The organism is Marinobacter sp. NSM (assembly GCF_052380025.1).
GTDB lineage: Bacteria > Pseudomonadota > Gammaproteobacteria > Pseudomonadales > Oleiphilaceae > Marinobacter.
Genome location: NZ_JBQTCK010000002.1, coordinates 571,225 through 597,657 on the forward strand (window position 1 = coordinate 571,225; position 26,433 = coordinate 597,657).

At 57.3% G+C, this 26,433-nt stretch carries 22 protein-coding genes; 20 read left to right on the top strand and 2 right to left on the bottom strand.

Annotation, left to right across the window (positions count from 1 at the left end):
• Positions 1–17 precede the first annotated feature (17 nt).
• The 3 genes from mnmE (at position 18) to ACTZWX_RS06690 (ending at position 4,632) form a co-directional block, all read left to right on the top strand.
• On the top strand, positions 18–1,388 hold the full coding sequence (gene mnmE / locus ACTZWX_RS06680) for a tRNA uridine-5-carboxymethylaminomethyl(34) synthesis GTPase MnmE (protein WP_342631488.1): 1,371 nt from the start codon (positions 18–20) through the stop codon (positions 1,386–1,388).
• A 119-nt stretch (positions 1,389–1,507) separates the two neighbouring features.
• Positions 1,508–3,700: a TonB-dependent receptor domain-containing protein gene (locus tag ACTZWX_RS06685; protein ID WP_444713257.1), complete on the top strand. Its 2,193-nt coding sequence runs from the start codon at positions 1,508–1,510 to the stop codon at positions 3,698–3,700.
• Positions 3,701–3,882: 182 nt separating this feature from the next.
• A complete protein-coding gene (locus tag ACTZWX_RS06690; RefSeq protein ID WP_444713258.1) occupies positions 3,883–4,632 on the top strand; it encodes a substrate-binding periplasmic protein in 750 nt (249 codons plus the stop codon).
• Positions 4,633–4,700: 68 nt separating this feature from the next.
• Here ACTZWX_RS06690 and ACTZWX_RS06695 read toward each other — a convergent pair whose 3' ends face one another.
• Complete coding sequence (locus ACTZWX_RS06695) at positions 4,701–6,521, bottom strand: acyl-CoA dehydrogenase C-terminal domain-containing protein (protein WP_342631485.1); 1,821 nt, start codon at positions 6,519–6,521, stop codon at positions 4,701–4,703.
• 298 nt (positions 6,522–6,819) lie between these two features.
• Here ACTZWX_RS06695 and ACTZWX_RS06700 point away from each other — a divergent pair, with 298 nt between their 5' ends.
• Genes ACTZWX_RS06700 through ACTZWX_RS06710 form a run of 3 tightly spaced genes read left to right on the top strand, consistent with a single transcriptional unit; the run spans position 6,820 to position 11,609 of the window.
• On the top strand, positions 6,820–7,335 hold the full coding sequence (locus tag ACTZWX_RS06700; protein ID WP_228704025.1) for a DUF3833 domain-containing protein: 516 nt from the start codon (positions 6,820–6,822) through the stop codon (positions 7,333–7,335).
• 29 nt (positions 7,336–7,364) lie between these two features.
• Complete coding sequence (locus ACTZWX_RS06705; protein ID WP_444713259.1) at positions 7,365–8,459, top strand: efflux RND transporter periplasmic adaptor subunit; 1,095 nt, start codon at positions 7,365–7,367, stop codon at positions 8,457–8,459.
• A gap of 3 nt (positions 8,460–8,462) precedes the next feature.
• Positions 8,463–11,609, top strand: coding sequence for an efflux RND transporter permease subunit (locus ACTZWX_RS06710; protein ID WP_444713260.1), 3,147 nt, complete (start codon positions 8,463–8,465; stop codon positions 11,607–11,609).
• 15 nt (positions 11,610–11,624) lie between these two features.
• Here ACTZWX_RS06710 and ACTZWX_RS06715 read toward each other — a convergent pair whose 3' ends face one another.
• Positions 11,625–12,890: an EAL domain-containing protein gene (locus ACTZWX_RS06715; protein WP_444713261.1), complete on the bottom strand. Its 1,266-nt coding sequence runs from the start codon at positions 12,888–12,890 to the stop codon at positions 11,625–11,627.
• Between the two features lie 222 nt (positions 12,891–13,112).
• Between ACTZWX_RS06715 and ACTZWX_RS06720 the strand changes: the two genes are divergently transcribed.
• From ACTZWX_RS06720 to ACTZWX_RS06785, 14 genes are all read left to right on the top strand, one after another.
• The gene (locus tag ACTZWX_RS06720) at positions 13,113–14,408 is read left to right on the top strand and encodes an MFS transporter (RefSeq protein ID WP_152439539.1); all 1,296 of its coding nucleotides are present in this window, start codon (positions 13,113–13,115) and stop codon (positions 14,406–14,408) included.
• Between the two features lie 350 nt (positions 14,409–14,758).
• Positions 14,759–16,645, top strand: a complete 1,887-nt coding sequence (gene mnmG / locus ACTZWX_RS06725; RefSeq protein WP_444713262.1) for a tRNA uridine-5-carboxymethylaminomethyl(34) synthesis enzyme MnmG — start codon at positions 14,759–14,761, stop codon at positions 16,643–16,645.
• Position 16,646: 1 nt separating this feature from the next.
• A complete protein-coding gene (rsmG, locus tag ACTZWX_RS06730) occupies positions 16,647–17,282 on the top strand; it encodes a 16S rRNA (guanine(527)-N(7))-methyltransferase RsmG (RefSeq protein WP_152439537.1) in 636 nt (211 codons plus the stop codon).
• Between the two features lie 31 nt (positions 17,283–17,313).
• On the top strand, positions 17,314–18,108 hold the full coding sequence (locus tag ACTZWX_RS06735) for a ParA family protein (RefSeq protein ID WP_444713263.1): 795 nt from the start codon (positions 17,314–17,316) through the stop codon (positions 18,106–18,108).
• A 60-nt stretch (positions 18,109–18,168) separates the two neighbouring features.
• Entirely contained in the window at positions 18,169–19,044 is an 876-nt protein-coding gene (locus tag ACTZWX_RS06740) for a ParB/RepB/Spo0J family partition protein (protein ID WP_058090954.1), read from the top strand.
• A gap of 203 nt (positions 19,045–19,247) precedes the next feature.
• Positions 19,248–19,655: an ATP synthase subunit I gene (locus ACTZWX_RS06745; protein WP_444713264.1), complete on the top strand. Its 408-nt coding sequence runs from the start codon at positions 19,248–19,250 to the stop codon at positions 19,653–19,655.
• 18 nt (positions 19,656–19,673) lie between these two features.
• Positions 19,674–20,543, top strand: coding sequence for a F0F1 ATP synthase subunit A (gene atpB / locus ACTZWX_RS06750; protein WP_444713265.1), 870 nt, complete (start codon positions 19,674–19,676; stop codon positions 20,541–20,543).
• An 85-nt stretch (positions 20,544–20,628) separates the two neighbouring features.
• Positions 20,629–20,856 carry a F0F1 ATP synthase subunit C gene (atpE, locus tag ACTZWX_RS06755; RefSeq protein WP_058090906.1) on the top strand — a complete coding sequence of 76 codons (228 nt, stop codon included), beginning with the start codon at positions 20,629–20,631 and terminating at the stop codon, positions 20,854–20,856.
• A gap of 96 nt (positions 20,857–20,952) precedes the next feature.
• A complete protein-coding gene (locus ACTZWX_RS06760) occupies positions 20,953–21,423 on the top strand; it encodes a F0F1 ATP synthase subunit B (protein WP_058090905.1) in 471 nt (156 codons plus the stop codon).
• Positions 21,424–21,435: 12 nt separating this feature from the next.
• Complete coding sequence (locus ACTZWX_RS06765; protein WP_444713266.1) at positions 21,436–21,972, top strand: F0F1 ATP synthase subunit delta; 537 nt, start codon at positions 21,436–21,438, stop codon at positions 21,970–21,972.
• Positions 21,973–22,000: 28 nt separating this feature from the next.
• Positions 22,001–23,545 (top strand): F0F1 ATP synthase subunit alpha, encoded by a 1,545-nt coding sequence (gene atpA, locus ACTZWX_RS06770; protein ID WP_058090903.1) that lies wholly within the window; start codon positions 22,001–22,003, stop codon positions 23,543–23,545.
• Positions 23,546–23,615: 70 nt separating this feature from the next.
• Positions 23,616–24,476: a F0F1 ATP synthase subunit gamma gene (gene atpG, locus ACTZWX_RS06775; RefSeq protein ID WP_444713267.1), complete on the top strand. Its 861-nt coding sequence runs from the start codon at positions 23,616–23,618 to the stop codon at positions 24,474–24,476.
• 54 nt (positions 24,477–24,530) lie between these two features.
• Complete coding sequence (gene atpD / locus ACTZWX_RS06780; RefSeq protein ID WP_444713268.1) at positions 24,531–25,925, top strand: F0F1 ATP synthase subunit beta; 1,395 nt, start codon at positions 24,531–24,533, stop codon at positions 25,923–25,925.
• A 38-nt stretch (positions 25,926–25,963) separates the two neighbouring features.
• A complete protein-coding gene (locus ACTZWX_RS06785; protein ID WP_061333192.1) occupies positions 25,964–26,386 on the top strand; it encodes a F0F1 ATP synthase subunit epsilon in 423 nt (140 codons plus the stop codon).
• Positions 26,387–26,433 lie beyond the last annotated feature (47 nt).

Here is a 26,433-nt window from a genome sequence, read left to right on the forward strand (position 1 = left end):
ATCAGGAAAAACACACCATGCAGGCAACCACAGACACCATCGCGGCCATCGCCACTGCACCGGGCCAGGCGGGTGTGGGTATTGTTCGGGTTTCAGGGCCGAAAGCCCTGGACATTGCCAGTAAAATGCTCGGCTTTGAGCCCCGGCCCCGCTATGCCCATTACGGTCCCTTCCGGGATAACCAGGGCGAACTGATCGACGAGGGCATCGGGCTGTATTTTCCGAACCCTCACTCGTTCACCGGTGAAGACGTGTTCGAGTTGCAGGGCCATGGCGGCACCGTGATCCTGGACATGCTGTTGCGGGAAGTCTGCAGTCTGGGCGCCCGTCTGGCACGGCCCGGCGAGTTTTCCGAGCGGGCGTTTCTGAATGACAAACTCGACCTGGCCCAGGCTGAAGCCATTGCCGACCTGATTGAAAGCAGCTCCGAGCAGGCAGCCCGATGCGCCGTGCGCTCCATGCAAGGTGTATTTTCCAGACGGATTGATGAACTGGTCGATGCGGTGACTCACCTGCGTATCTACGTGGAAGCGGCCATCGACTTTCCGGAGGAAGAAATCGATTTTCTCGCCGACGGCAAAGTGGCGGATGATCTGCATGGATTGTTGCAACAGGTAAAACAGATCCTGTCGGAAGCCCAACAGGGCACGATTCTGAGAGACGGTATGAAAGTGGTGATCGCAGGCCGTCCCAATGCCGGTAAATCCAGCCTGCTTAATGCCCTGGCCGGCCGGGAAGCGGCCATTGTGACTGCGATTGAAGGCACCACCCGGGATGTTCTGAGGGAACATATCCACATCGATGGCATGCCGTTGCACATTATCGACACCGCCGGCCTCCGGGACAGCCCGGATGAAGTAGAGCAAATCGGCATCGCCCGGGCCTGGGATGAAATACGCCAGGCTGACCGCATCCTGTTGATGGTGGATGCCACCACCACCGACAAAACCGAACCCCACGAAATCTGGCCTGATTTTATTGATCAGCTCCCGGCCAGTGCGCCGGTCACGGTTATTCGCAACAAGGTAGACCTTACCGGCGAACGGGTTGGCATAAGCGCCGAACCCCATCAGACCGCACCGGTTATTCGTCTGGCGGCCAAGGGGGCGGAAGGCCTGGATGTCCTCCGTAACCACCTCAAGGACTGCATGGGCTTTGCCAGTACCACCGAAGGCGGCTTTCTGGCCCGCCGCCGCCACCTGGATGCCCTGGAACGCGCTCGGGATTCCCTGCTTCAGGGACAGACCCAACTGGAAGGCTATGGTGCCGGGGAACTCCTGGCTGAGGATCTTCGGGCGGCCCAGGACGCCCTGGGTGAAATCACTGGCCATCTCACGCCCGATGACCTTCTGGGCAAGATCTTCAGCAGTTTCTGCATCGGTAAGTAGCCCCGGCTAAGGGTTCCATTTTCCGGGACGCATCGTCCCGGTTAAATCGTTTTAATTATCAAATGAGAAATAATATCATTCGCTCCTGATTTTCAGTCTTGGTCTTCAAGGAGTGACTCATGGTATTCAGGCCCTCAATTCTGGCCGTGTCTGTTGCGGCTGTTAGCAGCACCTTTTCTCTACACAGTGTTGCCCAACCGACGCAACTGAATGAGCTGGTTGTTTCGGCATCGGGCTTTGAGCAAAAGGTGACGGATGCTCCGGCCAGCATCAGTGTGATCAGCCAGCAGAACCTGCAACAAAGCCAGTTCTCCAATCTGGCGGAAGCCCTGGAAACTGTGGAAGGTGTGGATGTGCGCCAGAGCACCGGCAAGACTGGTGGGCTGAACATCAGTATTCGAGGCCTTCCGAGCGAGTACACCCTGATCCTGATTGATGGCCGCCGCCAGAATCCTCCGGGCAACGTCACTCCCAATGGCTTTGGTGATACCTCCACCAGCTTCATTCCGCCCTTGTCTGCGATTGAGCGTATTGAAGTGATCCGTGGACCCATGTCGACGCTGTACGGTTCTGATGCGATCGGGGGTGTTGTCAACATCATTACCAAGAAGGTGTCGGATGACTGGAGTGGCTCGGTCACGCTCGAACATACCTTCCAGCAACACCGGGAATACGGCGATAACGGTAAAGCCAGTTTCTACACCAGTGGACCGCTGATCGACAATCTGCTCGGGCTGGCAGTGCGCGGCAGTGTGTTTGATCGGTCGGCGGCGGATCTGAGTTTCGACGACGGTAGTGAGGCGCCCAAGCGGGGTGTTGCACCGGTGGACGGTCGTAATCATAACCTTGGTGCACGGTTGACGCTGGTGCCGGTCCAGGGGCAGGAGTTTTATCTGGATGCCGAACAGGGGCGCCAGGTGTACAACAATGACCGTTGCCAACTGGGTACCCTGGATGGGCAGAACCGGGCCTGCAACGCTGACACCAACACCGCCAATGGCTATCGGGACGAGCTGCGGTTCAACCGTGACCAGATTGCCCTGGGCCATGCCAGCCAGCTGGGCTTTGGCACCTGGAGCAGTGATCTGACGTACAACGTGACCGAAACCAAAGGCCGGACGATTCCGGGCACCATAGGTACGCCTTACGATGCGCCCTATCAGAACCTGATTGGTGGCCAGGATCGCAAGCTGGAATCGGAAGATACGGTGTTTGATACCCGGTTGGTTGCGCCCGTCACCAGCAACCACATCGTAACGCTGGGGGCGCAGTACCGTGATACCAGACTGGAAGACAGCGTTGCCAACACCACTTTCAAACAGGAATCCTGGGCGGTGTTTGCCGAGGATGAATGGTATTTGAGAGACGATCTGGCCCTGACGCTGGGAGGGCGTTACGAAGATCATGACGCTTTCTCCGGCCATTTTACGCCTCGGGCTTATCTGGTGTGGAACACGTCACCCAGCTGGACCTTCAAGGGTGGTGTCAGTCAGGGCTATAAAACGCCGGATATCAACGATCTGCACAATGGCATCAACGGCGTCACCAGCCAGGGTGAGGTGCTGACCATAGGCACACCGGACCTGGAACCGGAAAAAAGCACCAACTACGAGGTAGGGGCCTACTTTGATAACCTGCAAGGTTTCAAAGCCAACGCCACGGTGTTCTTCACCCAGTTCAAGGACAAGATCGACAGCGGTGCGCCGGTGACCATCAGTGGTGACCCGAGGATTCCGGACGGCACTTACGATCAGCTGGATAACATCGGCAAGGCTGAGACCCGGGGTATCGAGCTGGCGTCCAGCTGGCGCTTTGCTCCGGACTGGAGTATTCGCGGCAACTATACCTATACCGACACAGAGCAGAAGAGCGGTGACAACAAGGGCGCACCTTTGACCAACACGCCGGAGCATGTTGTGCATGCGCGGCTGAACTGGCAGGCTTCGCCACAGCTGGATCTCTGGTTGTCCGGCGAATACCGGGGTGAGCGTACCCGCTACCTGAAGAACCGGGACAATTTCACCGCCGAAGAAGCGGCTGTGTTTGACCAGGTAGGTGACCTGAGCGCCTATGCGCTCTTCCACCTGGGTGGCGCCTATCAAGCCAGCGAGCGGGTAAAACTCACCGCCACCATCTACAACCTGTTCGACAAGGAGTTCCTGTCTGGCAGCGAGTATTCTTATGTGGATAACAACGGCAATCAGGTGGATGCCTGGGCTTCGGATTATGTCTATATCTTCCGTGGCATGGCCAGCGGTGGAACCGTCGAAGAGGGCCGCCGCCTGTGGCTCTCCGCCACCTTTGATTTTTGAGTTATCCACAATTATCCACAACCCCAGACCGCCGGCATTCGCCCGGCGGCCTGACGAATTCCCTTACAAAAACAGATAGTTTAGTTGTAAAACAACGTCAAAGCGTCGGGTAAACTCCGCCTACGTCTATTGGTGCCGCCAGTTTGGCGGTTTCATGCCATTCGAGTTAAAGGAGATAACCTGTGCGTAACCTGCTGTGCGTTACTGCGGTCGTTTTTGCCCTGTTTACGGCCCCATTGCCGGCCGTGGCGTCTGAGCGTATCTATATCTATACCGAGAACTTCCCTCCCTACAACATGAGTGCCACGGGTCGTGCCTTCGAGCATAACGAAGATGGCATTGATGGTCTGTGCACAGAAATGGTCAAGGCCATTCTCGAGCACTCCGGGCTGGATTACGTGATCAAGCTGCGCAACTGGGATTTCGGCTATAACCGTGCGCTGAACAAGAAGAATCATGGCATCTACTGCACCACCTACACGGAAAACCGGGCTTCCCAGTTCAAGTGGGTAGGGCCGCTGACCACCAACCTGTGGACGATTTTTGCCCCCCCAGGTACCGATTTGAAAATTGACAGTCTGGAAGATACCCGCGGCATGCTGTACGCCGGCTACCGTGGTGATGTGATGACCGAGTACCTGTTGGAGCGCGATTTCCGGGTCTCAGCCATGGACAGCGATGACCTCAACCCCAAGCGACTGGAACTGGGCCAGGTTGATCTTTGGATTGCAGACCGGCTGGCGGGACCTTACTTTGCCTCTCAACAGGACGTTGAAGGCCTGGAACCGGTGTTTTCGTTCAATAACACCGAACTGTACCTGGCAATGAACCTCGAGACTTCAGAGGAAGTGATTCGCAGGCTGCGCCAGGGACTGGAGACCATTCGCAACAACGGGATGTACGAGGCCATCGAGACCAAGTGGGGGCTGTAAGCAGCATTTGATCGCTGACAGAAAGAAAAAGTCCCGGGCCAGGCCCGGGACTGGAAGTTACCGGGTAATTACCCGGTAAAGGCCATATTTTCCGGCTCCACCTGCATCAGGTTGCGAGTCGGGCTGAGCATGCTGGTGGCGTGGGCCTGGGCCCGTGGCAGCAGGCGCTCGTAGTAGAACTCGGCGGTTGCCAGCTTGGTCTGATAGAAGGCTTCAGACTCGTCGCCGCCGTTCTCCAGCTTGTCGGCGGCCACCGCGGACTGACGCAACCACATATAGGCCATGGTCACGTAACCGCTGTACATCAGGAAGTCGTGGGCGGCAGCGCTGACCACATCGCGGTCTTTGCGGGCCGCCAGCATCACCCTGACGGTGAGCAGGTTCCACTGGGCCGTCAGTTTCAGAAGCTCGATGGCCATCGGGCGCAGCTGTTTGTTGGTCAGGTGCTTGCGGGCAAAGTTGGCAATTTTCAGGGTGAATTCCCTTACCGCGCCGCCCTGGGTCATCAGCAACACTTTACGGCCCAGCAGGTCCAGTGCCTGGATGCCGGTGGTGCCTTCGTAAAGCGTGGCAATCCGGGTATCACGAACGATCTGTTCCATGCCGTGCTCACGGATGTATCCGTGGCCACCGAACACCTGCACACCCAGATTGGCGGCTTCATTGCCCAGTTCGGTCAGGAAACCTTTGAGAATTGGGGTCAGGAAACCCAGTTTGTCGTCGTATTTCTCGGCCTTCTCGTCATCGCCCACGGTGTGCGCCTCAACCATGTGGTCTGCCAGCCTGGCGGCGTAATACAGCATGGCGCGGCCGCCTTCGGCGATGGCTTTCTGGGTCAGCAGCATGCGTCTTACATCCGCGTGGTGAATCAGGCTGTCGGCCACCTGGTCTGGCTCTTTCTTGCCAGACAGCGCGCGCATGGAACGGCGTTCCTTGGCGTAGTCCAGCGCCCACTGGTACGACAGCTCAGCCGGGCCAACGCCCTGAATGGCAGTGCCGATACGGGCGGTGTTCATGAAGGTGAACATGCACTCCAGGCCCTCGTTTTCCGGGCCGATCAGGTAGCCGGTGGCACCGTCGAAATTCATCACGCAGGTGGCCGAGGCCTTGATACCCATTTTCTTTTCCAGGCTGCCGCAGTTCACGCCATTGCGTTCGCCCACGCTGCCATCTGCGGCCGGCAGGAACTTGGGTACGATGAACAGGCTGATGCCCCGGGTGCCTTTAGGCGCATCCGGCAGACGTGCCAGTACAATGTGAACAATGTTTTCGGTCAGGTCGTGATCACCGGAGGAAATGAAGATCTTGGTACCGGTCAGCTTGTAGCTGCCATCCGCCTGTGGTTCGGCCTTGGTCTTCACCTGGCCCAGGTCGGTGCCGCACTGGGGCTCGGTGAGGCACATGGTGCCGCCCCAGCGGCCCTCGGTCAGGGGAACCAGGTAGGTTTGCTTCTGGTCTTCGGAGCCGTGCAGGAAAATGGTGTTCATGGCACCCAGTGACAGCCCCGGGTACATGGAGAACGACCAGTTGGCGGTGCCCATCATTTCCTGTTTGAATAAGCCCATAGACGCCGGCAGGCCCTGGCCGCCGTATTCCTCGGGGGCTGACAAGCCCTGCCAGCCGCCCATCACGTATTGGTCATACGCTTCTTTGTAGCCTTTGGGCGTGGTGACCTCTCCGTTTTCCAGGCGGCAGCCTTCTTCATCACCCGTCTGGTAGATTGGGCTCAGCACTTCCTCACAGAAGCGCCCGCACTCGGTCAGAATGGCGTCTACAATATCCGGTGTTGCGTTCTCTCCAGAGGCCAGGGTCTGGTAGTGGCCCGGGTAGTCGAACACGTCGTTAAGCAGAAATTTCATGTCACGCAATGGCGCTTTGTACACTGGCATAACCCATCCTCACAGTCTGTTATCGCAATCCGGTCGGGCCCGAGGCCCGTTATGACTGCTGTTTTACGGCATTCACTTGCGGCTGCCATTGACGGAAAGCGCTTGTCTGCATGTCAGAATGGACAATTGGCTCAAATGACGCATTTCATATCTGCCTGATCGGATATTGCTCCTGGCCCGTAAATCACAACTCGACGACGCCTTAGCCAAGGCCATCTAGCGGAGTGTAAAAGCCATGCAAAACAGGGAAATTCGACTTAAAGCCGGTGGTGTCTGGTCAGTTGCTCTTATACTGTTGATGGTATCTGTGCTGGCAGGCTGTGCTGGCCCTTCACTGGACGATTATCGCGACGCACAACCGGAGCTGATCCCCCGGGAATTTTTCCAGGGCGAACTTTCTGCCCGTGGAGTAGTCAAGAACTTCTCCGGTAAGGTCATTCGTACCTTTGACGCCGATATTGTGGCCACCTGGAACGATGAGGGTGTTGGCACTCTGGATGAAGTATTCCGGTTCAACGACGGAGAGGTTCAAACCCGGGTTTGGACGCTGACGCCGGCCGGCGACAGCTACCATGCCGAGGCTGGCGACGTAGTCAAACCCGGCACCATGCGCTGGCAGGGCAACGCCATCCATATGAATTATGTACTAAGGGTGTCATACGGCGATGGCACCATAGACGTCCGGATGGATGACTGGATGTACCTGATCACACCAGACACCCTGATCAACCAGACCACCATGAGCAAATGGGGCGTCGAGGTTGGTGAGGTGGTACTGGTTATCCAGAAACTGGGGTACGGGGACGACTCGTAACATTTATATCTGAAAGGTTAGCAATACCCATGTGGAAACAATGGCTGATCGCTGTGGTTGTGGTTGCGGTGGTGGCTGCAGGGGTTGGTATTTACCTGAACTTGGAGTCAGGAGACAGTGGCCAGAGCGGTGGCGAGGCTCAGGCCAGTGCCGTCAATGTGGTAACACCGGAACGGCAACGGGTTCGTGACACCGTTGGCGCCGTGGCAAATCTGCGAGCCCTGAACTCGGTAGAGTTGACTACTGAGGTGAGCGGTCGAGTGATGGAGCTGAACCTGCAGCCAGGTGCTGCGGTAGCCCAAGGGGCTGTTCTGCTCCGGTTGGATGATCGCCAAGCCCGGGCTGACCTTGCCGTTATTGAGGCTCAGCTGGCTGACGCCCGCCGCCAGTATGAACGGGCTCAGAGGCTGCGAGCCAATAACAGTATCTCCCAGTCCCAGGTCGATGAACTCAGAACCGCCGTCGACGTTGCCATTGCTCAGCGAGAAGCTGCAAGGGTCCGGTTACAGAACCATCGGATCGAAGCGCCGTTCGCCGGCGTTGTCGGGCTCTCAGACATCAGCGTTGGCGCTTTTCTCCAGGTGGGCACCACCATCACGACACTGGACACCAATGATCGGATGGAGCTCAACTTTGCCGTTCCTGAACGATTCATTGGCCAGGTCAGGATTGGTCAACGAGTGCGGGCAACGTCCCCTGCGTTTCCCGGAGAAACCTTTGAGGGAGAGCTGATTGAACTGGCTACCCGGATCAATGAGCTGAGCCGGACGCTGTCCGTTCGGGCACTGATCGACAACTCTGAGGGCCGTTTACGACCCGGCCAATTCATGTCGGCGTCTCTGACACTGCAGGAGCGAGAAGGCCTGGTCATACCGGAACAGGCGGTCATGATCCGGGGTGATCAGAAGTATGTATTTGTGGCAGAAGATGGTGTTGCCCGCCGGGTGTCGGTGCACACGGGCTCGCGAATGCCCGGCCTGGTTGAGGTGGTGGATGGCCTGGAGGCCGAGGACCAGGTGGTGGTCACAGGCCAGGATCGCCTGAGTACCGGTGACCGGCTCAGGCTGTTGGAGTCTGATCTGGCAATACCGGATAACCGGTTTATTTCCAGCCGGGAGTCCTGATCTATGGTCCTCTCCGATATTTCCATCAAGCGCCCGGTATTTGCCACGGTCCTGAGCCTGCTGATTGTGGTGTTTGGGGTGGCGGCACTGATGGGACTGCCCGTTCGGGAGTATCCGGACATCGATCCGCCCATTGTGTCGGTATCGACCGACTACACTGGCGCTGCCGCCGAAGTCGTGGACACCCAGATCACCCAGGTGATTGAGGGGGCGATCAGTGGCATTGAGGGTATTCGTTCCATCGAGTCATCCACTGAGCAAGGTGAATCCCGAACGTCCATCGAATTCAACACCTCTCGCGATATCGACGTTGCCGCCAACGATGTTCGGGATGCGGTTGCCCGTGTGGCCAACCAGTTACCTGATGAAGCAGATGCCCCCAGGGTTCGTAAGGCGGACTCCGATGCCCGGCCGATGATGTGGGTAACGCTGCTCAGTGATGTATGGGACAGCGCAGAGCTCAGCGATTTCGCCGATCGGGTGCTGGTCGACCGGTTGTCTGTGCTGGATGGCGTAGCCGATGTTCGGATTGGTGGCGAGCGCCGATACGCCATTCGGGTGTGGCTAGACCGGGAGCGCCTCGCGGCCAGAAATATCACGGTGGCGGAGGTAGAGCGCGCACTCCGGGACAACAACGTTGAATTGCCGGCGGGGCAGGTGGATTCGTCTACCCGCAACTTCACGGTAAGGGCGGAAGGTCGCTTGTCCAGTGTTGAAGAGTTCCGCAACCTGGTGGTGCGCCGTGACGGCAATGATTTGCTGCGGCTGGGCGAAGTCGCCAATATCCAGGTGGGTGTGGAATCTGACATCAGCCGATTGCGGGCCAATGGGAAAACTGCCATCGGCCTGGGCATTATCCGGCAATCCAAAGCCAATACCGTGGCGGTATCGGATGCAGTGCGTGCCGAACTTGAGCGGATTCGGGATACGCTGCCACCGGAAGTCTCGCTCGCGGAAAGCTACGACGAATCCATCTTTATCCGTGCCTCCATCAAAGAGGTTCTGATCACCCTGGGCATCGCGGTGTCTCTGGTGATTCTGGTGATTTTCCTGTTCCTGAGATCCTGGCGGGCCACATTGATACCAGCCGTGACCATACCGGTGGCGGTGATCGGGGCGTTTATCGGCTTGGGCTTCCTCGGTTTTTCCATCAACGTGCTTACGTTGCTGGCGATTATCCTCGCCATCGGCCTGGTGGTGGATGATGCCATTGTGATGCTGGAGAACATCCAGCGGCGCATCGATGAAGGAGAACCGCCGCTGCTGGCAGCCTATCGCGGTGCCAAGCAGGTGGCCTTCGCCATCATCGCCACCACACTGACACTGATTGCCGTGTTCGTGCCCATTTCGTTTATGGGTGGCAACGTTGGCCGGCTGTTCGCCGAGTTTGGCTTTACCCTGGCCGCTGCCGTGATCTTTTCCAGTCTGGTTGCGCTGACGCTGGCCCCTATGCTGTGCTCCAAGTGGCTCCAGCACAGCCCGGAATCCGAGGAAGGCCACCGCTTGTGGGCGTTCAGTGAGAAGGTGCTCAATGGCCTGACTAATGGCTATAAAAAGCTGCTGACATTCTCCCTGAATCAGCCGGGTTTGCTGCTGGGGCTAGGTGTGGCCGGCCTGATCATAGCCACCGTCATTTTCCCGCGCCTGCCGCAGGAACTTGCGCCCACGGAAGATCGGGGCGTGATTATCATGCCTACCAGCGCACCCAGGGGGTCAACGGTTGAGTATACCGACCACTTTGTCCGCCAGGCGGAGACACAACTGCTGCCCTACCTGGACGAAGGAATTGCCGCGCGTTTCCTGTCGATTGTCGGTTTCCGGGAGGAAGAAGATAACGCCTTTATGATCATGGGCCTGACCCATTGGGATAACCGCGACATTAAGCAGCAACAGGTAACCAGTGAAATCCGGCAGAAGCTGGCGGATATTTCCGGTGTACGGATTAACGTGATCAACCCGCCGGGCCTTGGCCAGCGAGGCTTCAATCAGCCTGTTGAATTTGTGGTGGCCGGGCCGGATTACGAATCGGTACAGGCCTGGAGTGAAGAGATCGTCGAACGGGCGAAAGAGAACCCGAACCTGATCAATGTGGATACCGATTTTGAGCTGACCCGACCGGAGTTACGGTTGAACATTGATCGGGACCGGGCGGCGGACCTGGACATCACCGTTCAGGATGTGGGCCTGACCCTGCAAACCATGCTTGCCTCCCGCAACGTGACCACCTATGTGGACCGGGGTCGCGAGTACGATGTCATCATCCAGGCTGACGACGCCAACAGGGCGACGCCGGGGGATCTTGAACAGATCTTTCTGCGACCGAGAGAAGGCGGCGAGCTGATCCCGATCAAGGCCCTGGTGTCGGTGGAGGAAATTGGCGCCAATCCGGACCTTCGGCGTATAGATCGGTTGCCGGCGGTGGTCATCAGCGCCTCCCTGGCCGATGGCTATGACCTCGGTTCGGCGCTGACCTACCTGAATAATCTGGCTGTGGATAACCTGCCGCCAGAGGCCCGGCTCAGCTACAAGGGCCTGTCTCGGGAATTCCAGGATTCGTCCGCGGCTATCTATCTGACCTTCGGCCTGGCCTTTGTCATTGTGTTCCTGGTGCTGGCGGCCCAGTTTGAGAGCTGGATTCACCCGCTGATCATCATGTTGTCGGTGCCGCTGGCGGTGACCGGGGCGCTGATTGCGCTGGCCTGGTCCGGCATCAGTCTGAACATTTACAGTCAGATCGGCATTATCATGTTGCTTGGGTTGATGGCCAAGAACGGCATATTGATTGTGGAATTTGCCAACCAGCTGCGGGACAAGGGTTATGAGGTGCGAGACGCGATTCTTGAGGGTGCCACCTTGCGTTTCCGTCCGGTTTTGATGACCACCATTTCCACGGTGTTCGGCGCCGTACCACTGGTCATTGCCACCGGCGCCGGCGCCGAAAGCCGGGCCGCCATCGGTATGGTGATTCTTGGTGGGCTGGTGTTTGCCACGACGCTGACACTGTTCATTATTCCGGTGTTGTACAACCTCCTGGCGCGATTCGCCAAGTCGTCCAACGCGGTGGAAAAGGAGCTGGAGCGCCTGGCGTCCGGTTCGGCTGGCGGCTCCAGCCCCGCTGGCTCACCCGCAAGCAAGGCTGATGACTTATGATCAGAACGTTCTCGGTTACAGCACTGTCGGGAACACCAGATGTCCATCCAGAACCTCGTCCGGGTGGATATCAATACAGAAAATGTGCTGGCCCGTCGAACCGGCAAGGCCTGTGGATAACGTGACGGTTCGCCGTGCATCCGGAAGCGCAACGTAAGGGCGGCAACTGTTGATTTGTTGCGGCCTTTCCAGGGCATTCCGGAAGTATTCCCGGTGGCTCCAGCGGGCGCCCGCCGAGTAGTAAAGCGGGTTGAAGCGGTCGCCACTGACCATATCCACCTGCGCCAGCCGGCCCTGCTGGACGCCATGGCTGTCCAGAATGAAACAGCGTTTGACGCCTTCCATGAGCAGCAGGTTTCTGCACACGCGTTCAAAGGGCTCGCCCCGGGCGATTTGATGGCAGACATCCATGATTTCAAAGCGGAGCAGTTTCAGGTAGGTTTCCTGGCTGTGATAATCCCTCAGGCTCCACTGCTGGGACCGGGACATCACCTGCTGCAGGGCGTTTTCGGCATTGACCGTGTATTCCCGGGTACTGTGTTTGGGCCGGGCAAACAGAAACCCCTGCAAAAGATCCGCTTCAGTATCCAGCGCAATCCGTGCCTGGTTCTCGCTCTCGATACCCTCCAACAATACCAGGCTGCCGCTTTCTCGGATCATTCTGACCAGGCTGTGCAGCAATACCCGGGCACGCTGGTGTGTTTCCGCATTGGCTAACAGACTGCGATCAATTTTCACGATCAGTGGATTGATACGCCACAGCCGCTCAAAGTTGGAATCGCCCATGCCGAAGTCGTCGATGGCAATCTGAAAACCGAAATCTTTGGCTTCCTGAATGAACTCCAGCAGGGCATTGGTGTCGCGTGTGGCGGTTTCCACCAGCTCCAGCACGATCCTCTCCGGGGGAACCCCGGCGCTGTGGCAATGGTCCGCTAGCTGGCCAAGATAACCCGCATGGTGCAGCAAGGTGTCCGGGTTGATGTTGATAAACAGCCAGACCGGTTCGTGTTTCAGGCCGAAGTTGGTCAGGTGCAGTTTGAGCAGGTGCTGGTCGACACCGGTGGTGACGCCCTGAATAGACGCCTGCTCAAACAATTCAGGCGGGGCAATCGGCCGGTTATCCCGATGAACCCGCACCAGCGCCTCGTAACCCACCAGTTTCTGGTGGGTCGGGCTGAGAATGGGTTGATACACAGACTGGAAATCATGATGCTTTATAAATCTGGCACATTTGCCAGCTACCTTGCCGCGATGGTCTGCAAGGCTTAACACGCTTTTCATGGTCAGGAGCCCTATACTGCTATGGCGTAGCCATCCTGGCCGTTGATGAGGTCACTGGGAAAAGCTAAAGCCAATTCCGTGCCATTGGTATCTGGTTTGAGAAAAACGAGGCTTGGCCTGGCTTTAAGAGGCACAAGTGCTCCGGGGTTTGTCACGGTTCGCACCATAAGGGTGCTGAAATATCAGACAACGGCAGTTATTCGCACCAGGAAACAACAGTCTATGAGTCAACACAGTCAGTTCCGGTTATTGGGCCAACGGCGGTTTTTGCCGTTCTACCTGACCCAGTTCTCCGGCGCCTTCAACGACAACCTCTACAAAAACGCCCTGTTGCTTCTGATTACCTTTCAGGCCGGTGGTCTGATGGGGTTGTCGGTGAATGTGGTGGTCAACATCGCCGCGTTCCTGTTCATCCTGCCGTTCTTCCTGTTTTCCGGTATCGCCGGCCAGATGGCTGACCGCTATGAAAAGGCCGTGATCATCCGTAATGTCAAAGCGGCGGAAATCGGCATCATGCTGGTGGCGGCCACGGGGCTCTGGTTTGGCTGGTACGAGCTGCTACTGGTGTTGTTGTTCCTGATGGGGGTGCAGTCCACCTTCTTCGGTCCGGTCAAGTATTCGATTCTGCCCAGGGTGCTAACCGACGACGAGCTGGTCGGCGGCAATGGCCTGGTCAGCATGGGCACCTTTGTCGCGATCTTGCTGGGTACCATTGCCGCGGGCCTGATCATGGGGGCGGAACAGGCCGCCAGGGTGACCGCGGTTGGTGTGGTGGTGATGGCGGTGCTGGGCTATCTGGCCGCCCGGCAAGTACCCAATACCCGGGATGAATCCCCGGGGGTACGGGTGCGGTTCCGGCCGTTGCTGGAAACCTGGCGGCTGATGTCGGTGGCGGCGGAACGGCGCCAGGTACTGTGGGCGATTCTGGCCATCTCCTGGTTCTGGTTTCTGGGTGCCGCCTACCTGACCCAGTTCCCCAACTTCGCCAAAACCTGGCTGGCCGGGGATGAAACCGTGGTTACCCTTTTGCTGGCGATGTTTATCGTGGGTATTTCCATCGGCTCCATGCTGTGTGAGCGGCTGACCAAACACCGGATCACCCTGTCGCCGGTACCCTGGGGGGCGCTGGGCCTGACGCTGCTGGGCATCGACCTGTTCTTCGCGGTACCCGCAGACCCCAGCCCCTCTACTTGGCTCAGCCTGATCACCGAGCCTGTGTATATCCGGGTATTGCTGGATCTGGTGGGGATCGGCATCTGTGGTGGGCTGTTCATAGTGCCGCTGTATGCCTTTATCCAGCATGAAACCCCGGATCACAAGCGGGCGCGCATCATTGCCGCCCTGAACGTGATCAACTCGCTGTTCATGGTGTGCAGTGCCCTGGCAGGCATTGTGGTTCTGGGTGTGCTGGAGCTGGGAATCCCCGGGTTTTTCCTGATGTTGTCACTGCTTAACGCCCTGGTGTGGATGAGTGTGCTGGGGTTGCGGCGCCGGGCCGAAAAATCTGTGGATAATTAATTGGAAAACCTACGGATAAGCTCCGAGTAAAACTTTTCATTGCATTTAAAAACAAGTAGTTATGATGACTTTCAGGCGTTGAAAAAGTGATCAGGGATGTGGATAACTTTCTTGAAAACTTTTCTGAGAAGCTGCTGACAACTGACTGAAAAGCAAAAAGTTTCGGTTTTTACCTAGCCTGAGCCCCGGGTTTATTCACCGGATTTCCGGGCACCCACCGCCGGGATGCTTTTCGCCGCGGCGATATCTGGTTAAAATTTGCACATTCAGACTGCAATTTCGCCGGCGAGGCGTTATACTCGCCGCCCTGTTTTTATACCTTTTTTATAGTCCGATTTCCGAGGTGTAGTGTGGAGTTTCCGACCCGTTTCGATGTCATTGTCATTGGTGGTGGCCATGCCGGTACTGAAGCCGCCCTGGCAGCCGCGCGCATGGGTTCGCAAACCCTGCTGCTGACCCACAACATTGAGACTCTGGGGCAGATGTCCTGTAACCCCGCCATCGGGGGGATCGGCAAGAGCCACCTGGTGAAGGAAATCGACGCCTTGGGCGGCGCCATGGCCCGGGCTACCGATCAGGCAGGTATCCAGTTCCGGGTACTGAACAGCCGTAAGGGTCCTGCAGTGCGTGCCACCCGCGCCCAGGCTGACCGGATTCTGTACAAGGCAGCCATTCGCCATACTCTGGAAAACCAGCCCAACCTGACCCTGTTCCAGCAGGCAGCAGACGACCTGATTGTGGAAAACGATCAGGTGGTGGGTGTGGTTACCCAGACCGGCATCCGCTTCAACGCCAAAACCGTGGTGCTGACCACCGGTACCTTCCTGGGCGGCGTTATCCACATCGGTATGCAGCACCACGCCGGTGGTCGCGCCGGCGATGCGCCGGCCAATGCCCTGGCCAAGCGCCTGCGGGAGTTGCCGTTCAACGTTGGCCGGCTGAAAACCGGTACGCCGCCGCGCATTGATGCCCGTACCGTGGATTTTTCAGCGATGCAGCAGCAGTGGGGCGACGACCCGACACCGGTGATGTCCTTTATCGGCAGCCGTGACGAGCATCCGGAGCAGATCTGTTGTTATGTCACCCGCACCACCGAAGAAACCCACGACATCATCCGCAGTGGTTTTGACCGCTCGCCCATGTTCGCCGGTAACATCGAGGGCGTGGGCCCGCGCTATTGCCCGTCCATCGAGGACAAGGTCAACCGTTTTGCCGACAAGGATTCGCACCAGATTTTTGTGGAGCCCGAGGGCCTGACCACCAACGAGCTGTACCCGAACGGCATTTCCACCAGCCTGCCGTTCGATATCCAGCTCAAGGCTGTGCGCTCCATTCCCGGCTTCGAGAATGCCCACATCCTGCGCCCGGGTTACGCCATTGAATACGATTACCTGAACCCCCAGGACCTGCGCCACACCCTGGAAACCAAGTTCATCCAGGGCCTGTACTTTGCCGGCCAGATCAACGGCACCACCGGCTATGAAGAAGCCGGCGCCCAGGGCTTGCTGGCGGGCATCAACGCCGCCTTGCGGGCTCAGGAAAAAGCCGAATGGTACCCGCGCCGGGACGAAGCCTACCTGGGCGTACTGGTGGACGACCTGATCACCATGGGGACCAGCGAGCCCTACCGTATGTTCACCAGCCGCGCCGAATACCGGCTGATCCTGCGGGAAGACAACGCCGACCTGCGCCTGACCGAAACCGGTCGACAGATGGGCCTGGTGGACGACGAACGCTGGCAGAAGTTCAGCGACAAGTGCGAAGGCATCGCCAAAGAGCGCAGCCGCCTCGAAACCACCCGCATTCACCCGAACACCGAGGCCGGTGAGCGGGCCAACGGTTACCTGAAACAGCCGATGACCCGGGACCAGTCCCTGGCCGAGCTGCTGCGCCGCCCCGAAATCGCCTACCAGCACATTGCCGAGATAGGTGCCGAACAGGCCGACGACCCGACGGTGGCCGAGCAGGTGGAAATCGAGATCAAGTACGAAGGCTACATCTCCCGCCAGGCTGATGAAATCGAGCGCCTGCGCCGGAATGAGAACACCGCACTGCCGGTAGACCTGGACTATGAGGTGATTGGGGGCTTGTCGAACGAGATCAAACAGAAGCTGCAAACCGTACGGCCGGAAACCGTCGCCCAGGCCTCGCGAATCCAGGGGGTCACGCCGGCCGCGGTGAGCCAGATCCTGGTGCACCTGAAAAAGCGGGACCTGCTCAGAAAGCAGAGCGCCTGAGATGACTTATCCACAATGGCCACGCCAGCTGAGCGATGGTCTGGCGGCGATGAATCTGTCTCTCAGCGAAGGCCAGCAGCAACAGTTGCTGGCTTTTCTGGCTCTGCTGAACAAATGGAACAAGGCCTACAACCTCACCGCCGTGCGGGATGAGCGGGTGATGGTGTCGCGGCAGTTGCTCGACAGCCTGAGTATCCTGCCCTGGGTGACCACCGACCATTTACTGGATGTTGGCGCTGGTGGCGGTCTGCCGGGTATCCCCCTGGCCATTGTGTTCCCGGAAAAACGCTTTACCCTGCTTGACAGCAATGGCAAGAAAACCCGGTTCCTGAACCAGTGTGTGCTTGAACTGGGGCTAGGCAACGTTGAGGTAATTCATGGCCGGGCGGAAGACTGCCAGCCGGATCAGCCATTCACCCAGATCAGCAGCCGGGCCTTTACCGCCCTGGAGAACCTGGTGACCTGGTGTGGCCCGTTGCTTGCGAGTGAGGGTGAGTTCCTTGCCATGAAAGGCCAGTATCCGGATGATGAAGTAGCTGCCCTTCCGGCCGGCTGGCAGGTAGAATCCAGCCATTCCCTGAAGGTGCCCGGTGCAGATGGCGAGAGGCACTTGCTGATCGTCACCCGGGCTGAGTAAACCCGCTAACCCCAAGAGCAGGAGGCAAAGCATGGCGCGCGTGATTGCTGTGACCAATCAGAAAGGCGGTGTGGGCAAAACCACCACCTGCGTCAATCTTGCCGCGTCTCTTGCCGCTACCAAACGCCGGGTGCTGCTCGTGGATATGGACCCCCAGGGTAACGCCACCATGGGCAGCGGTGTCGACAAGAATAGCCTGCAGTTGTCCGGTTACGACGTGCTCACCAAACGTGGCAGCGCTGCCGAAGTGATTGTCAGGGCTGAGGCCTCCGGTTTTGACATACTGCCCGCCAACGGCGACCTGACCGCGGCGGAAGTGGAACTAATGAACGAAATCGGTCGGGAGCACCGGCTGCGCCTGACTCTTAACACCGTTCGCGAGAGTTACGATTACATACTCATTGATTGCCCGCCGTCCCTGAACCTGCTGACCGTCAATGCCCTGTCGGCGTCGGATTCGGTGCTCATCCCCATGCAATGCGAATACTACGCACTGGAAGGCCTGGCTGCGTTGATGAACACCGTGGAGCAGATCAAGGAAACGGTGAACCCGAATCTTGAGGTGGAAGGCATCCTGCGCACCATGTACGACCCACGCAACAGCCTGACCCTGGATGTCTCCGGGCAGCTTAACGAGTATTTTGGTGACAAGGTCTACCGGGCGGTGATTCCCCGCAACGTGCGCCTGGCCGAAGCGCCGAGTTACGGTATGCCGGCGCTGGCCTACGACCGGGCCTCCAAAGGCGCCATAGCCTATCTGGCCCTGGCTGGAGAGATGGTGCGCCGGCACGGATCGAAAAAGACATCCGCCGCGGTTGCGGTGTAACATAGTTCGCCGTCAGGCGACCATGCATCCACCATTTCAACAGGAAGAATGACAACCACCATGGCGGCGAAGAAACGAGGTTTGGGCGAACGCGGTTTGGGAGCACTGCTTCAGGGTTCCAAGGTTAACCTGAACCAGGAAACCAGCAATCACGATGGCGAGCTGCGGGACATTCCCGTGGATCTGATCCAGCGCGGGCGTTATCAGCCCCGCCGTGACATGGACCCGGCCGCCCTGCAGGAGCTGGCTGATTCCATTCGCCAACAGGGTGTGATGCAGCCTGTGGTGGTTCGCCCCATCGCTGAAGGCCGCTATGAACTGATTGCCGGTGAACGCCGCTGGCGCGCCACCCAGATCGCCGAACTGGACCGCATTCCCGCCATTATCCGCGATGTCCCCGACGAAGCCGCCATTGCCATGGCGCTGATCGAGAACATCCAACGGGAAAATCTCAATCCGATCGAAGAAGCCTTCGCCCTGCAACGCCTGCAGGAAGAATTTGGCCTGACCCAGGCCCAGGTGGCAGAAGCGGTGGGTAAATCCCGCACCACCATCACCAACTTGCTGCGCCTGATTGGCCTTACCGAAGATGTCCGCACCATGCTGGAACACGGTGACCTGGAAATGGGCCATGGTCGCGCCATGCTCACCCTGCCGCCAGAACAGCAGATGCAGGTGGCCCGACAGGTGGTGGCCAAGTCGCTGTCAGTCCGCCAGACCGAAGCCCTGGTGCGCCGGATTCAACAGGAAAAACCGCAGGCCGAAAACACCCCAAGCAAAGGCCTGGACCCGAATATTCGCGCCCTGCAGGATGATCTTTCCGATCGCCTTGGTGCCCGGGTAGCGATCAATCACGGCAAACGGGGCAAAGGCAAAGTGGTGATCGAATACAGCTCACTGGACGAGCTGGATGGTATTCTGGGCCATATCCGCTAAGACAACCGGATAATCGGGAAAAATCATCCTAAAGTCCCGCTTTTCCCATTAAACACCACATGTGGTTGCTTCAGAGGTTGCAGAACACAACTTGTGTTATCTGCCATCATTTACCCAATTAGATTGGTCAAAACTTGGCCAATTTTTCGCTCGAGTTGTGTTGAACAGCTATCGGTTAACACATATAATTCCGCGCGCTTGGAATGACAGCTGGTGACATGACACGTTCGAAGAAAGCCATCATGCATTTGCCGCTGCTGAAGTGGCTGGTTATCGAGATGGCGGCTCTGGTCACTATCAGTCTGTTGTGGTTGTTTGAAAGTCGTTTGGCCGGGTATTCCGCATTTATCGGCGGTCTTATTTTTGTCATACCAAACGCGTATTTTGCTCACCGGATGTACCGGTACCAAGGCGCCCGACACGCGCGCCTGATGGTGGGCAACATGTTCAGGGCAGAAGGCATCAAGCTCGCCCTTACCGCAGTGGGTTTTGCGGCAGTTTTCATCTTGATGGAGCCAGTACATGTACCGGCTCTGTTATTCACTTTTGCTGTAATGGTTGTTCTCAGTGGCGTGCTGCGCTTCCTGATTCAACCTCAAAGACAGCTATAGACTGGACGTGAGAGCAGTATGGCAGCTGATACCCCAGTAGAATATATACAACACCACCTTCAGAACCTCACTTACGGCAAGCTCCCCGCCGGTTATGAGAGGGTCGACCCCTACACCAACGATGTCACCGTGTTGCAGGAGGCTTCCTGGACGTTCGCGCGTACCTCGGCCGAAGCAACCGACATGGGCTTCATGGCGTTCCACGTGGACACCCTGGGCTGGTCCATTTTTATGGGCATCCTGTTCCTGACCATCTTCCGTATGGTTGCCAAGCGGGCCACCAGCGGCGTGCCCTCCGGGCTGCAGAATGTGGTCGAAATGACCGTCGAATTTGTTCAGACCATCGTTCGTGATGGCTTCCACGGCAGGAACCCGGTCATCGCGCCGCTGGCCCTGACCATGTTTGTCTGGATCTTCCTGATGAACAGCCTGAAATTGATCCCGGTGGACTTCATACCGGTGATTGCCAAGTCCTTGGGGCTGGAATACTTCAAGATTGTACCGACCACCGATCCCAATGGTACCTTCGGTATCTCCATCGGTGTGTTCCTGCTTATCATCTTCTACAGCATCAAGGTAAAAGGTGCTGGCGGCTTCGCCAAGGAATTGTCCTTCACACCGTTCAACCATTGGGCGCTGGTACCCTTTAACCTGGTACTGGAAATCCTGGGCCTGCTGACCAAGCCGCTGAGCCTTGCACTGCGTCTGTTTGGTAACATGTACGCCGGTGAGGTAGTGTTCATTCTTATCGCGATTCTGCCGTTCTGGGTGCAGTGGACGCTGAACGTGCCCTGGGCGATCTTCCACATCCTGGTGGTAACGCTGCAGGCCTTTATCTTCACAACGCTGGCGGTGGTTTATCTGAGCCAGGCACATGAAGATCATTAACGGACAGTACAGAAGACGTTTCGTAAAACCTGGATTGTGAAATCCCAAATTAACCTTTAATAAACTGAAAGCTAAGGAGTTTTAAATGGAAATCGTATTCATCGCAGCTGCTATCATCCTGGGTTCTGGCGCTCTGGCCACCGGTATTGGCTTCGCTCTGCTGGGCGGCAAACTGCTCGAGTCTTCTGCTCGTCAGCCTGAAATGGCTCCGCAGCTGCAAACCAAGACCTTCATCATGGCTGGTCTGCTTGACGCTGTTCCGATGATCGGTGTTGGTATCGCGATGTACCTGATCTTCGTTGTAGCTGGTTAATAACACCCGAGAAGCCAGGGCGCTGCTCACTTGAGTTGAGGACGCGCCCGGTTTTCCGGAAACCAGGACGCAACGAATAGCAAGAGGTATATTGCCGTGAATATAAACCTTACGTTGATAGGGCAAGCGATTGCCTTCGCTATTTTCGTCTGGTTCTGCGTCAAATATGTGTGGCCGCCCATCACGGCTGCCATGGAAGCGCGCCAGAAGAAAATTGCCGACGGCCTTTCTGCCGCAGATCGGGCTTCCCTCGATCTGGAACTCGCGCAGGAAAAAGCCTCCAAAGAATTGCAAAAAGCAAAACAGGAAGCTGCAGCCCTGATTGACCAGGCCAACAAGCGTGCCGCCCAGATTGTGGAAGCGTCTAAAGACGATGCCCGCAAAGAAGGCGAAAAGCTTATTGAGCAGGCCAGGGCCGAAATTCAACAGGAGCGTGTTCAGGCTCGCGACGCACTGCGCAAAGAAGTAGCGGTTCTTGCCGTTGCCGGTGCCGAGAAGATCCTGGAAACCTCTGTAGATGCCAAAGCTCACAGCGAGATGCTGGACAAGCTGGCCGCAGAACTCTAAACGAGGGTCATCATGGCACAACTGACTACGTTAGCCCGACCCTACGCGAAAGCCGTATTCGATGCCGCTAAAGAACAGAATGCCGTTGATCAGTGGGATCAGGCACTGGCTTTTGCAGGTCTGGTCGCGGCTGACCAAGAGGTAGCGAACATCCTGGCCAATCCCGGCCTGTCTGAGCAACGCAAGGCGGAACTCTTCGCCGATTGTTTCGAAGAGCCCCTGCCTGAAGCACTCAGAAATTTCCTGTTGATTCTTGCTGAAAACAAGCGTCTGGCGCTGTTGCCGGAAGTTGCTACGCTGTTCAGTCTGTATCGCGCCGATCTCGAGCGCACCGTCAAACTGGCGGTGAACACAGCGTTCGAACTGTCTGACGACGAACAGCAGAAGTTGATCAAAGCACTGTCCGAAAAGCTGGAGCGCAAGGTTGAGCTTGAAACCGCGGTGGATCAGTCCCTGATCGGCGGCGTGGTAGTACGCACAGGCGACCTGGTTATCGACGCTTCAGTCCGTGGCAAGCTGGCCAGAATGGCCAAGGCTCTGGGCTCCTGATTTCAGCAAAAGGTTTGAGGACAAAGGCATGCAGCAACTGAATCCATCCGAGATCAGTGACATCATCAAGAAGAGAATCGAGAAACTCGACATCTCTTCCGAAGCAAAGAACGAAGGTACGATCCTGTCAGTATCTGACGGCATCGTATTGATCCACGGTCTGGCCGACGTTATGTACGGCGAGATGATTGAATTTGCCAACGGCACCTACGGCATGGCTCTGAACCTGGAGCGTGACTCTGTTGGTGCAGTGGTACTGGGCGACTTCGAAGGTCTGGCCGAAGGTCAGAAAGTTCGTTGTACCGGCCGTATCCTGGAAGTGCCGGTTGGTAACGAACTGCTGGGCCGTGTGGTTGACTCCCTGGGTAACCCGATCGACGGTAAAGGCGAGCTGGGTAACAGCCTGACCTCTCCGGTTGAGAAGGTTGCACCTGGCGTTATCGCCCGTCAGTCCGTTGACGAGCCGGTACAGACTGGTCTGAAAGCCATCGATACCATGGTTCCCATCGGTCGTGGCCAGCGTGAGCTGATCATCGGTGACCGTCAGATCGGTAAGACCGCTGTGGCGATTGACGCGATCATCAACCAGAAGAATACCGGCATCAAGTGTATCTACGTTGCCGTCGGCCAAAAGCAGTCTTCCATTGCCGCGGTTGTGCGCAAGCTGGAAGAGCACGGCGCCATGGACCACACCATCGTGGTTGCCGCCGGTGCCGCTGATCCTGCCGCCATGCAGTTCCTGGCTCCGTACTCCGGTACCTCCATGGGTGAATTCTTCCGTGACCGCGGTGAAGACGCTCTGATCGTATACGACGACCTGTCCAAGCAGGCTGTTGCTTACCGTCAGATCTCCCTGCTGCTGCGTCGTCCGCCAGGACGTGAAGCATTCCCGGGTGACGTTTTCTATCTGCACTCCCGTCTGCTGGAGCGCGCTTCCCGCGTTAACGCTGACTACGTTGAGCAGTTCACCAACGGCGAAGTGAAAGGCAAGACCGGCTCTCTGACCGCGCTGCCGATCATCGAAACCCAGGCTGGTGACGTTTCTGCGTTTGTACCGACCAACGTGATCTCCATCACCGACGGTCAGATCTTCCTGGAAACCAACCTGTTCAACTCCGGTATCCGTCCGGCCATGAACGCCGGTATCTCTGTATCCCGGGTAGGTGGTGCAGCCCAGACCAAGATCATGAAGAAGCTCGGCGGTAACATCCGTCTGGCCCTGGCCCAGTATCGGGAACTGGCGGCATTCGCCCAGTTCGCTTCCGATCTTGACGAAGCAACCCGTCGTCAGCTGGAGCACGGTCAGCGCGTTACCGAGCTGATGAAGCAGAACCAGTACAGCCCGATGACCGTTGCGGAAATGGGTACCGTACTGTTCGCAGCAAACGAAGGCTTCCTGGACGATGTTGATGTAAACAAGGTTGTGAAGTTTGAAGCACAGCTGCTGGACTGGATGCGTTCCGAGCAGAAAGAGCTTCTCGACAAGATCGGCCCCGAGGGCAACTTTAACGACGACATCACCGCTGGCCTGAAAGCTGCTCTGGAGAAATTCAAGACCACTCAGAGCTGGTAAATCCACTGGGCCCGCCAATGTGCGGGCCTGCTGGTCCCTTTGAGTGTCTAACTTGAAAAGGCAGTGACTTATGGCCGTCGGAAAAGAAATACGTAACCAGATCGGAAGCATCAAGAGCACGCAGAAGATCACCTCCGCCATGGAAATGGTGGCGGCGAGTAAAATGCGTAAAGCTCAGGACCGTATGCAGGCAACACGCCCATACGCCGAAAAGATGCTGCAGGTAATCGGACACATTGCCAAGTCCAACAAGGATTACCGTCATCCGTTCATGCAGGAGCGTGAGGTCAAGCGGGTAGGCTACATTGTAGTTTCCTCCGACCGTGGCCTTTGTGGTGGTCTGAACACCAACGTGTTCAAACTGCTCGTTCGCGAAATGCGTGAATGGAAACAAAAGGGTGTTGAGACCGACATCTGCGCCATTGGGCAAAAAGGCGCATCTTTCTTCCGTAACTACGGTGGCAACGTTGTAGCGGCCATCACCCACATGGGTGATAACCCGTCTGCGAGCGAGCTGATTGGTAGTGTCAAGGTAATGCTCGATGGTTTCGAGCAGGGCAAGATCGATCGTCTATACCTTGTGAGCAACGAGTTTGTGAACACCATGACTCAGAGCCCGACATCGCTGCAGCTGCTGCCATTGCCGGAAGGTGATGACGAGGATGTAGGTCACCAGTGGGATTATCTCTATGAGCCGGATTCGCGTCCGATTCTTGACGGGCTACTGCCACGTTATATCGAATCCCAGGTGTATCAGGGTGTGGTAGAGAATCTGGCCTGTGAACAGGCTGCCCGGATGATTGCCATGAAGAGCGCGACAGACAACGCCGGTGGCATCATTGATGAGCTTCAGCTGGCCTATAACAAGGCCCGTCAGGCAGCCATCACCCAAGAGATTTCGGAGATTGTGAGCGGCGCGGCATCTGTTTGATAACGCTCACAAACCTACTGGTTTTATTGACTACTAGATAACGAGGAACCGAGCATGAGTAGCGGACACATCGTTCAGATCATTGGCGCGGTTATCGACGTGGAATTTCCACGTGACTCCGTGCCAAGCGTTTATGACGCACTGCTGCTTGAAGGTGGCGAAACAACTCTGGAAGTCCAGCAGCAGCTGGGTGACGGCATTGTTCGTACCATCGCCATGGGCAGCACCGAGGGCCTGAAGCGTGGCCTGAAAGCAGAAAACACCGGCAAGCCGATCTCCGTACCCGTGGGTACCCAGACGCTGGGCCGGATTATGGACGTTCTGGGCCGTCCGATCGACGAGCAGGGCGACATCGGTGAAGAAGAGCGCTGGGCTATCCACCGTAAAGCACCGGGCTACGCCGACCAGGCAGCCTCTGCGGACCTGCTGGAAACCGGCATCAAGGTAATCGACCTGATCTGCCCGTTCGCCAAGGGTGGTAAGGTTGGCCTGTTCGGTGGTGCCGGTGTAGGCAAAACCGTTAACATGATGGAACTGATCAACAACATCGCGAAAGAGCACTCTGGTCTCTCCGTATTCGCCGGTGTTGGTGAGCGTACCCGTGAAGGTAACGACTTCTACTACGAAATGAAGGAGTCTAACGTTCTCGATAAGGTTGCCATGGTTTACGGCCAGATGAACGAGCCCCCGGGAAACCGTCTGCGTGTGGCCCTGACCGGTCTCACCATGGCCGAGAAGTTCCGTGACGAAGGCCGTGACGTACTGCTGTTCGTTGACAACATCTACCGTTACACCCTGGCCGGTACCGAAGTATCTGCACTGCTGGGCCGTATGCCTTCAGCGGTAGGTTACCAGCCGACCCTGGCGGAAGAGATGGGTCAGCTGCAGGAGCGGATCACCTCTACCAAGAACGGTTCTATCACCTCTATCCAGGCGGTCTACGTACCGGCGGATGACTTGACTGACCCGTCTCCGGCCACCACTTTCTCGCACCTGGACGCGACCGTGGTACTGAGCCGTGACATCGCCTCCAAGGGTATCTACCCGGCGATCGATCCGCTCGACTCCACCTCCCGTCAGCTTGACCCGCTGGTGATCGGTGAGCAGCACTACAACGTTGCCCGTGGTGTTCAGAACGTTCTGCAGCGTTACAAGGAACTGAAAGACATCATCGCGATCCTGGGCATGGACGAGCTGTCTGAAGAAGACAAGCTGACCGTAGCCCGTGCCCGTAAGATCGAGCGCTTCCTGTCTCAGCCGTTCCACGTAGCGGAAGTATTTACCGGTTCTCCGGGTAAATACGTGTCTCTGAAGGAAACCATCGCCAGCTTCGAAGGCATCCTGAACGGTGACTACGACGACATGCCGGAGCAGGCCTTCTACATGTGCGGTGGCATCGAAGAGGCAATCGAGAAGGCTAAGGCAATGAAAGAGAAAGAAGGCAAGTAAATTACCTTCTTCCCTTTCTGACCCAAGAGGCGTAAGAAATGGCTATGACCGTACATTGTGACGTCGTAAGTGCCGAAGAAAAAATCTACTCGGGCCTGGTGGAGATGCTGATCGCCACCGGAACCGAGGGTGAGCTAGGCATCCAGCTTGGCCATGCTCCGCTGCTGACCGAGCTCAAGCCCGGCTCAGTGCGGATCATCAAGCAGGGTGGCGCCGAGGAGATTCTGTACGTATCCGGTGGTTATCTGGAAGTACAGCCGAACCTGGTGACCCTGATGGCTGATACCGCAGTTCGTGCCAAGGATGTGGACGAAGCGGCAGCCCTGGAAGCCCAGAAGCAAGCCGAGAAGGCACTGGCGAACAAGACAGGCGAGTTCGAGTACTCCCGTGCTGCCGCCGAGCTGGCAGAAGCCGCCGCTCAGCTGCGCACCATCCAGAAACTGCGCAAGCACCTGCGCTAAGCAGGGTTTGTGTCAGGGCCCGGACTGGCCTGACCGTGAACCGCATC

Coding starts and splice junctions, on each gene's coding strand:
- ACTZWX_RS06715 (WP_444713261.1), bottom strand. CDS start 12,890: ATGAAAAGCGTGTTAAGCCTTGCAGACCATCGCGGCAAGGTAGCTGGC.
- atpG (WP_444713267.1), top strand. CDS start 23,616: ATGGCCGTCGGAAAAGAAATACGTAACCAGATCGGAAGCATCAAGAGC.
- ACTZWX_RS06685 (WP_444713257.1), top strand. CDS start 1,508: ATGGTATTCAGGCCCTCAATTCTGGCCGTGTCTGTTGCGGCTGTTAGC.
- ACTZWX_RS06720 (WP_152439539.1), top strand. CDS start 13,113: ATGAGTCAACACAGTCAGTTCCGGTTATTGGGCCAACGGCGGTTTTTG.
- ACTZWX_RS06705 (WP_444713259.1), top strand. CDS start 7,365: ATGTGGAAACAATGGCTGATCGCTGTGGTTGTGGTTGCGGTGGTGGCT.
- atpD (WP_444713268.1), top strand. CDS start 24,531: ATGAGTAGCGGACACATCGTTCAGATCATTGGCGCGGTTATCGACGTG.
- ACTZWX_RS06710 (WP_444713260.1), top strand. CDS start 8,463: ATGGTCCTCTCCGATATTTCCATCAAGCGCCCGGTATTTGCCACGGTC.
- rsmG (WP_152439537.1), top strand. CDS start 16,647: ATGACTTATCCACAATGGCCACGCCAGCTGAGCGATGGTCTGGCGGCG.
- ACTZWX_RS06785 (WP_061333192.1), top strand. CDS start 25,964: ATGGCTATGACCGTACATTGTGACGTCGTAAGTGCCGAAGAAAAAATC.
- mnmE (WP_342631488.1), top strand. CDS start 18: ATGCAGGCAACCACAGACACCATCGCGGCCATCGCCACTGCACCGGGC.
- ACTZWX_RS06745 (WP_444713264.1), top strand. CDS start 19,248: ATGACAGCTGGTGACATGACACGTTCGAAGAAAGCCATCATGCATTTG.
- ACTZWX_RS06740 (WP_058090954.1), top strand. CDS start 18,169: ATGGCGGCGAAGAAACGAGGTTTGGGCGAACGCGGTTTGGGAGCACTG.
- ACTZWX_RS06700 (WP_228704025.1), top strand. CDS start 6,820: ATGGTATCTGTGCTGGCAGGCTGTGCTGGCCCTTCACTGGACGATTAT.
- atpB (WP_444713265.1), top strand. CDS start 19,674: ATGGCAGCTGATACCCCAGTAGAATATATACAACACCACCTTCAGAAC.
- ACTZWX_RS06765 (WP_444713266.1), top strand. CDS start 21,436: ATGGCACAACTGACTACGTTAGCCCGACCCTACGCGAAAGCCGTATTC.
- ACTZWX_RS06695 (WP_342631485.1), bottom strand. CDS start 6,521: ATGCCAGTGTACAAAGCGCCATTGCGTGACATGAAATTTCTGCTTAAC.
- atpA (WP_058090903.1), top strand. CDS start 22,001: ATGCAGCAACTGAATCCATCCGAGATCAGTGACATCATCAAGAAGAGA.
- ACTZWX_RS06735 (WP_444713263.1), top strand. CDS start 17,314: ATGGCGCGCGTGATTGCTGTGACCAATCAGAAAGGCGGTGTGGGCAAA.
- atpE (WP_058090906.1), top strand. CDS start 20,629: ATGGAAATCGTATTCATCGCAGCTGCTATCATCCTGGGTTCTGGCGCT.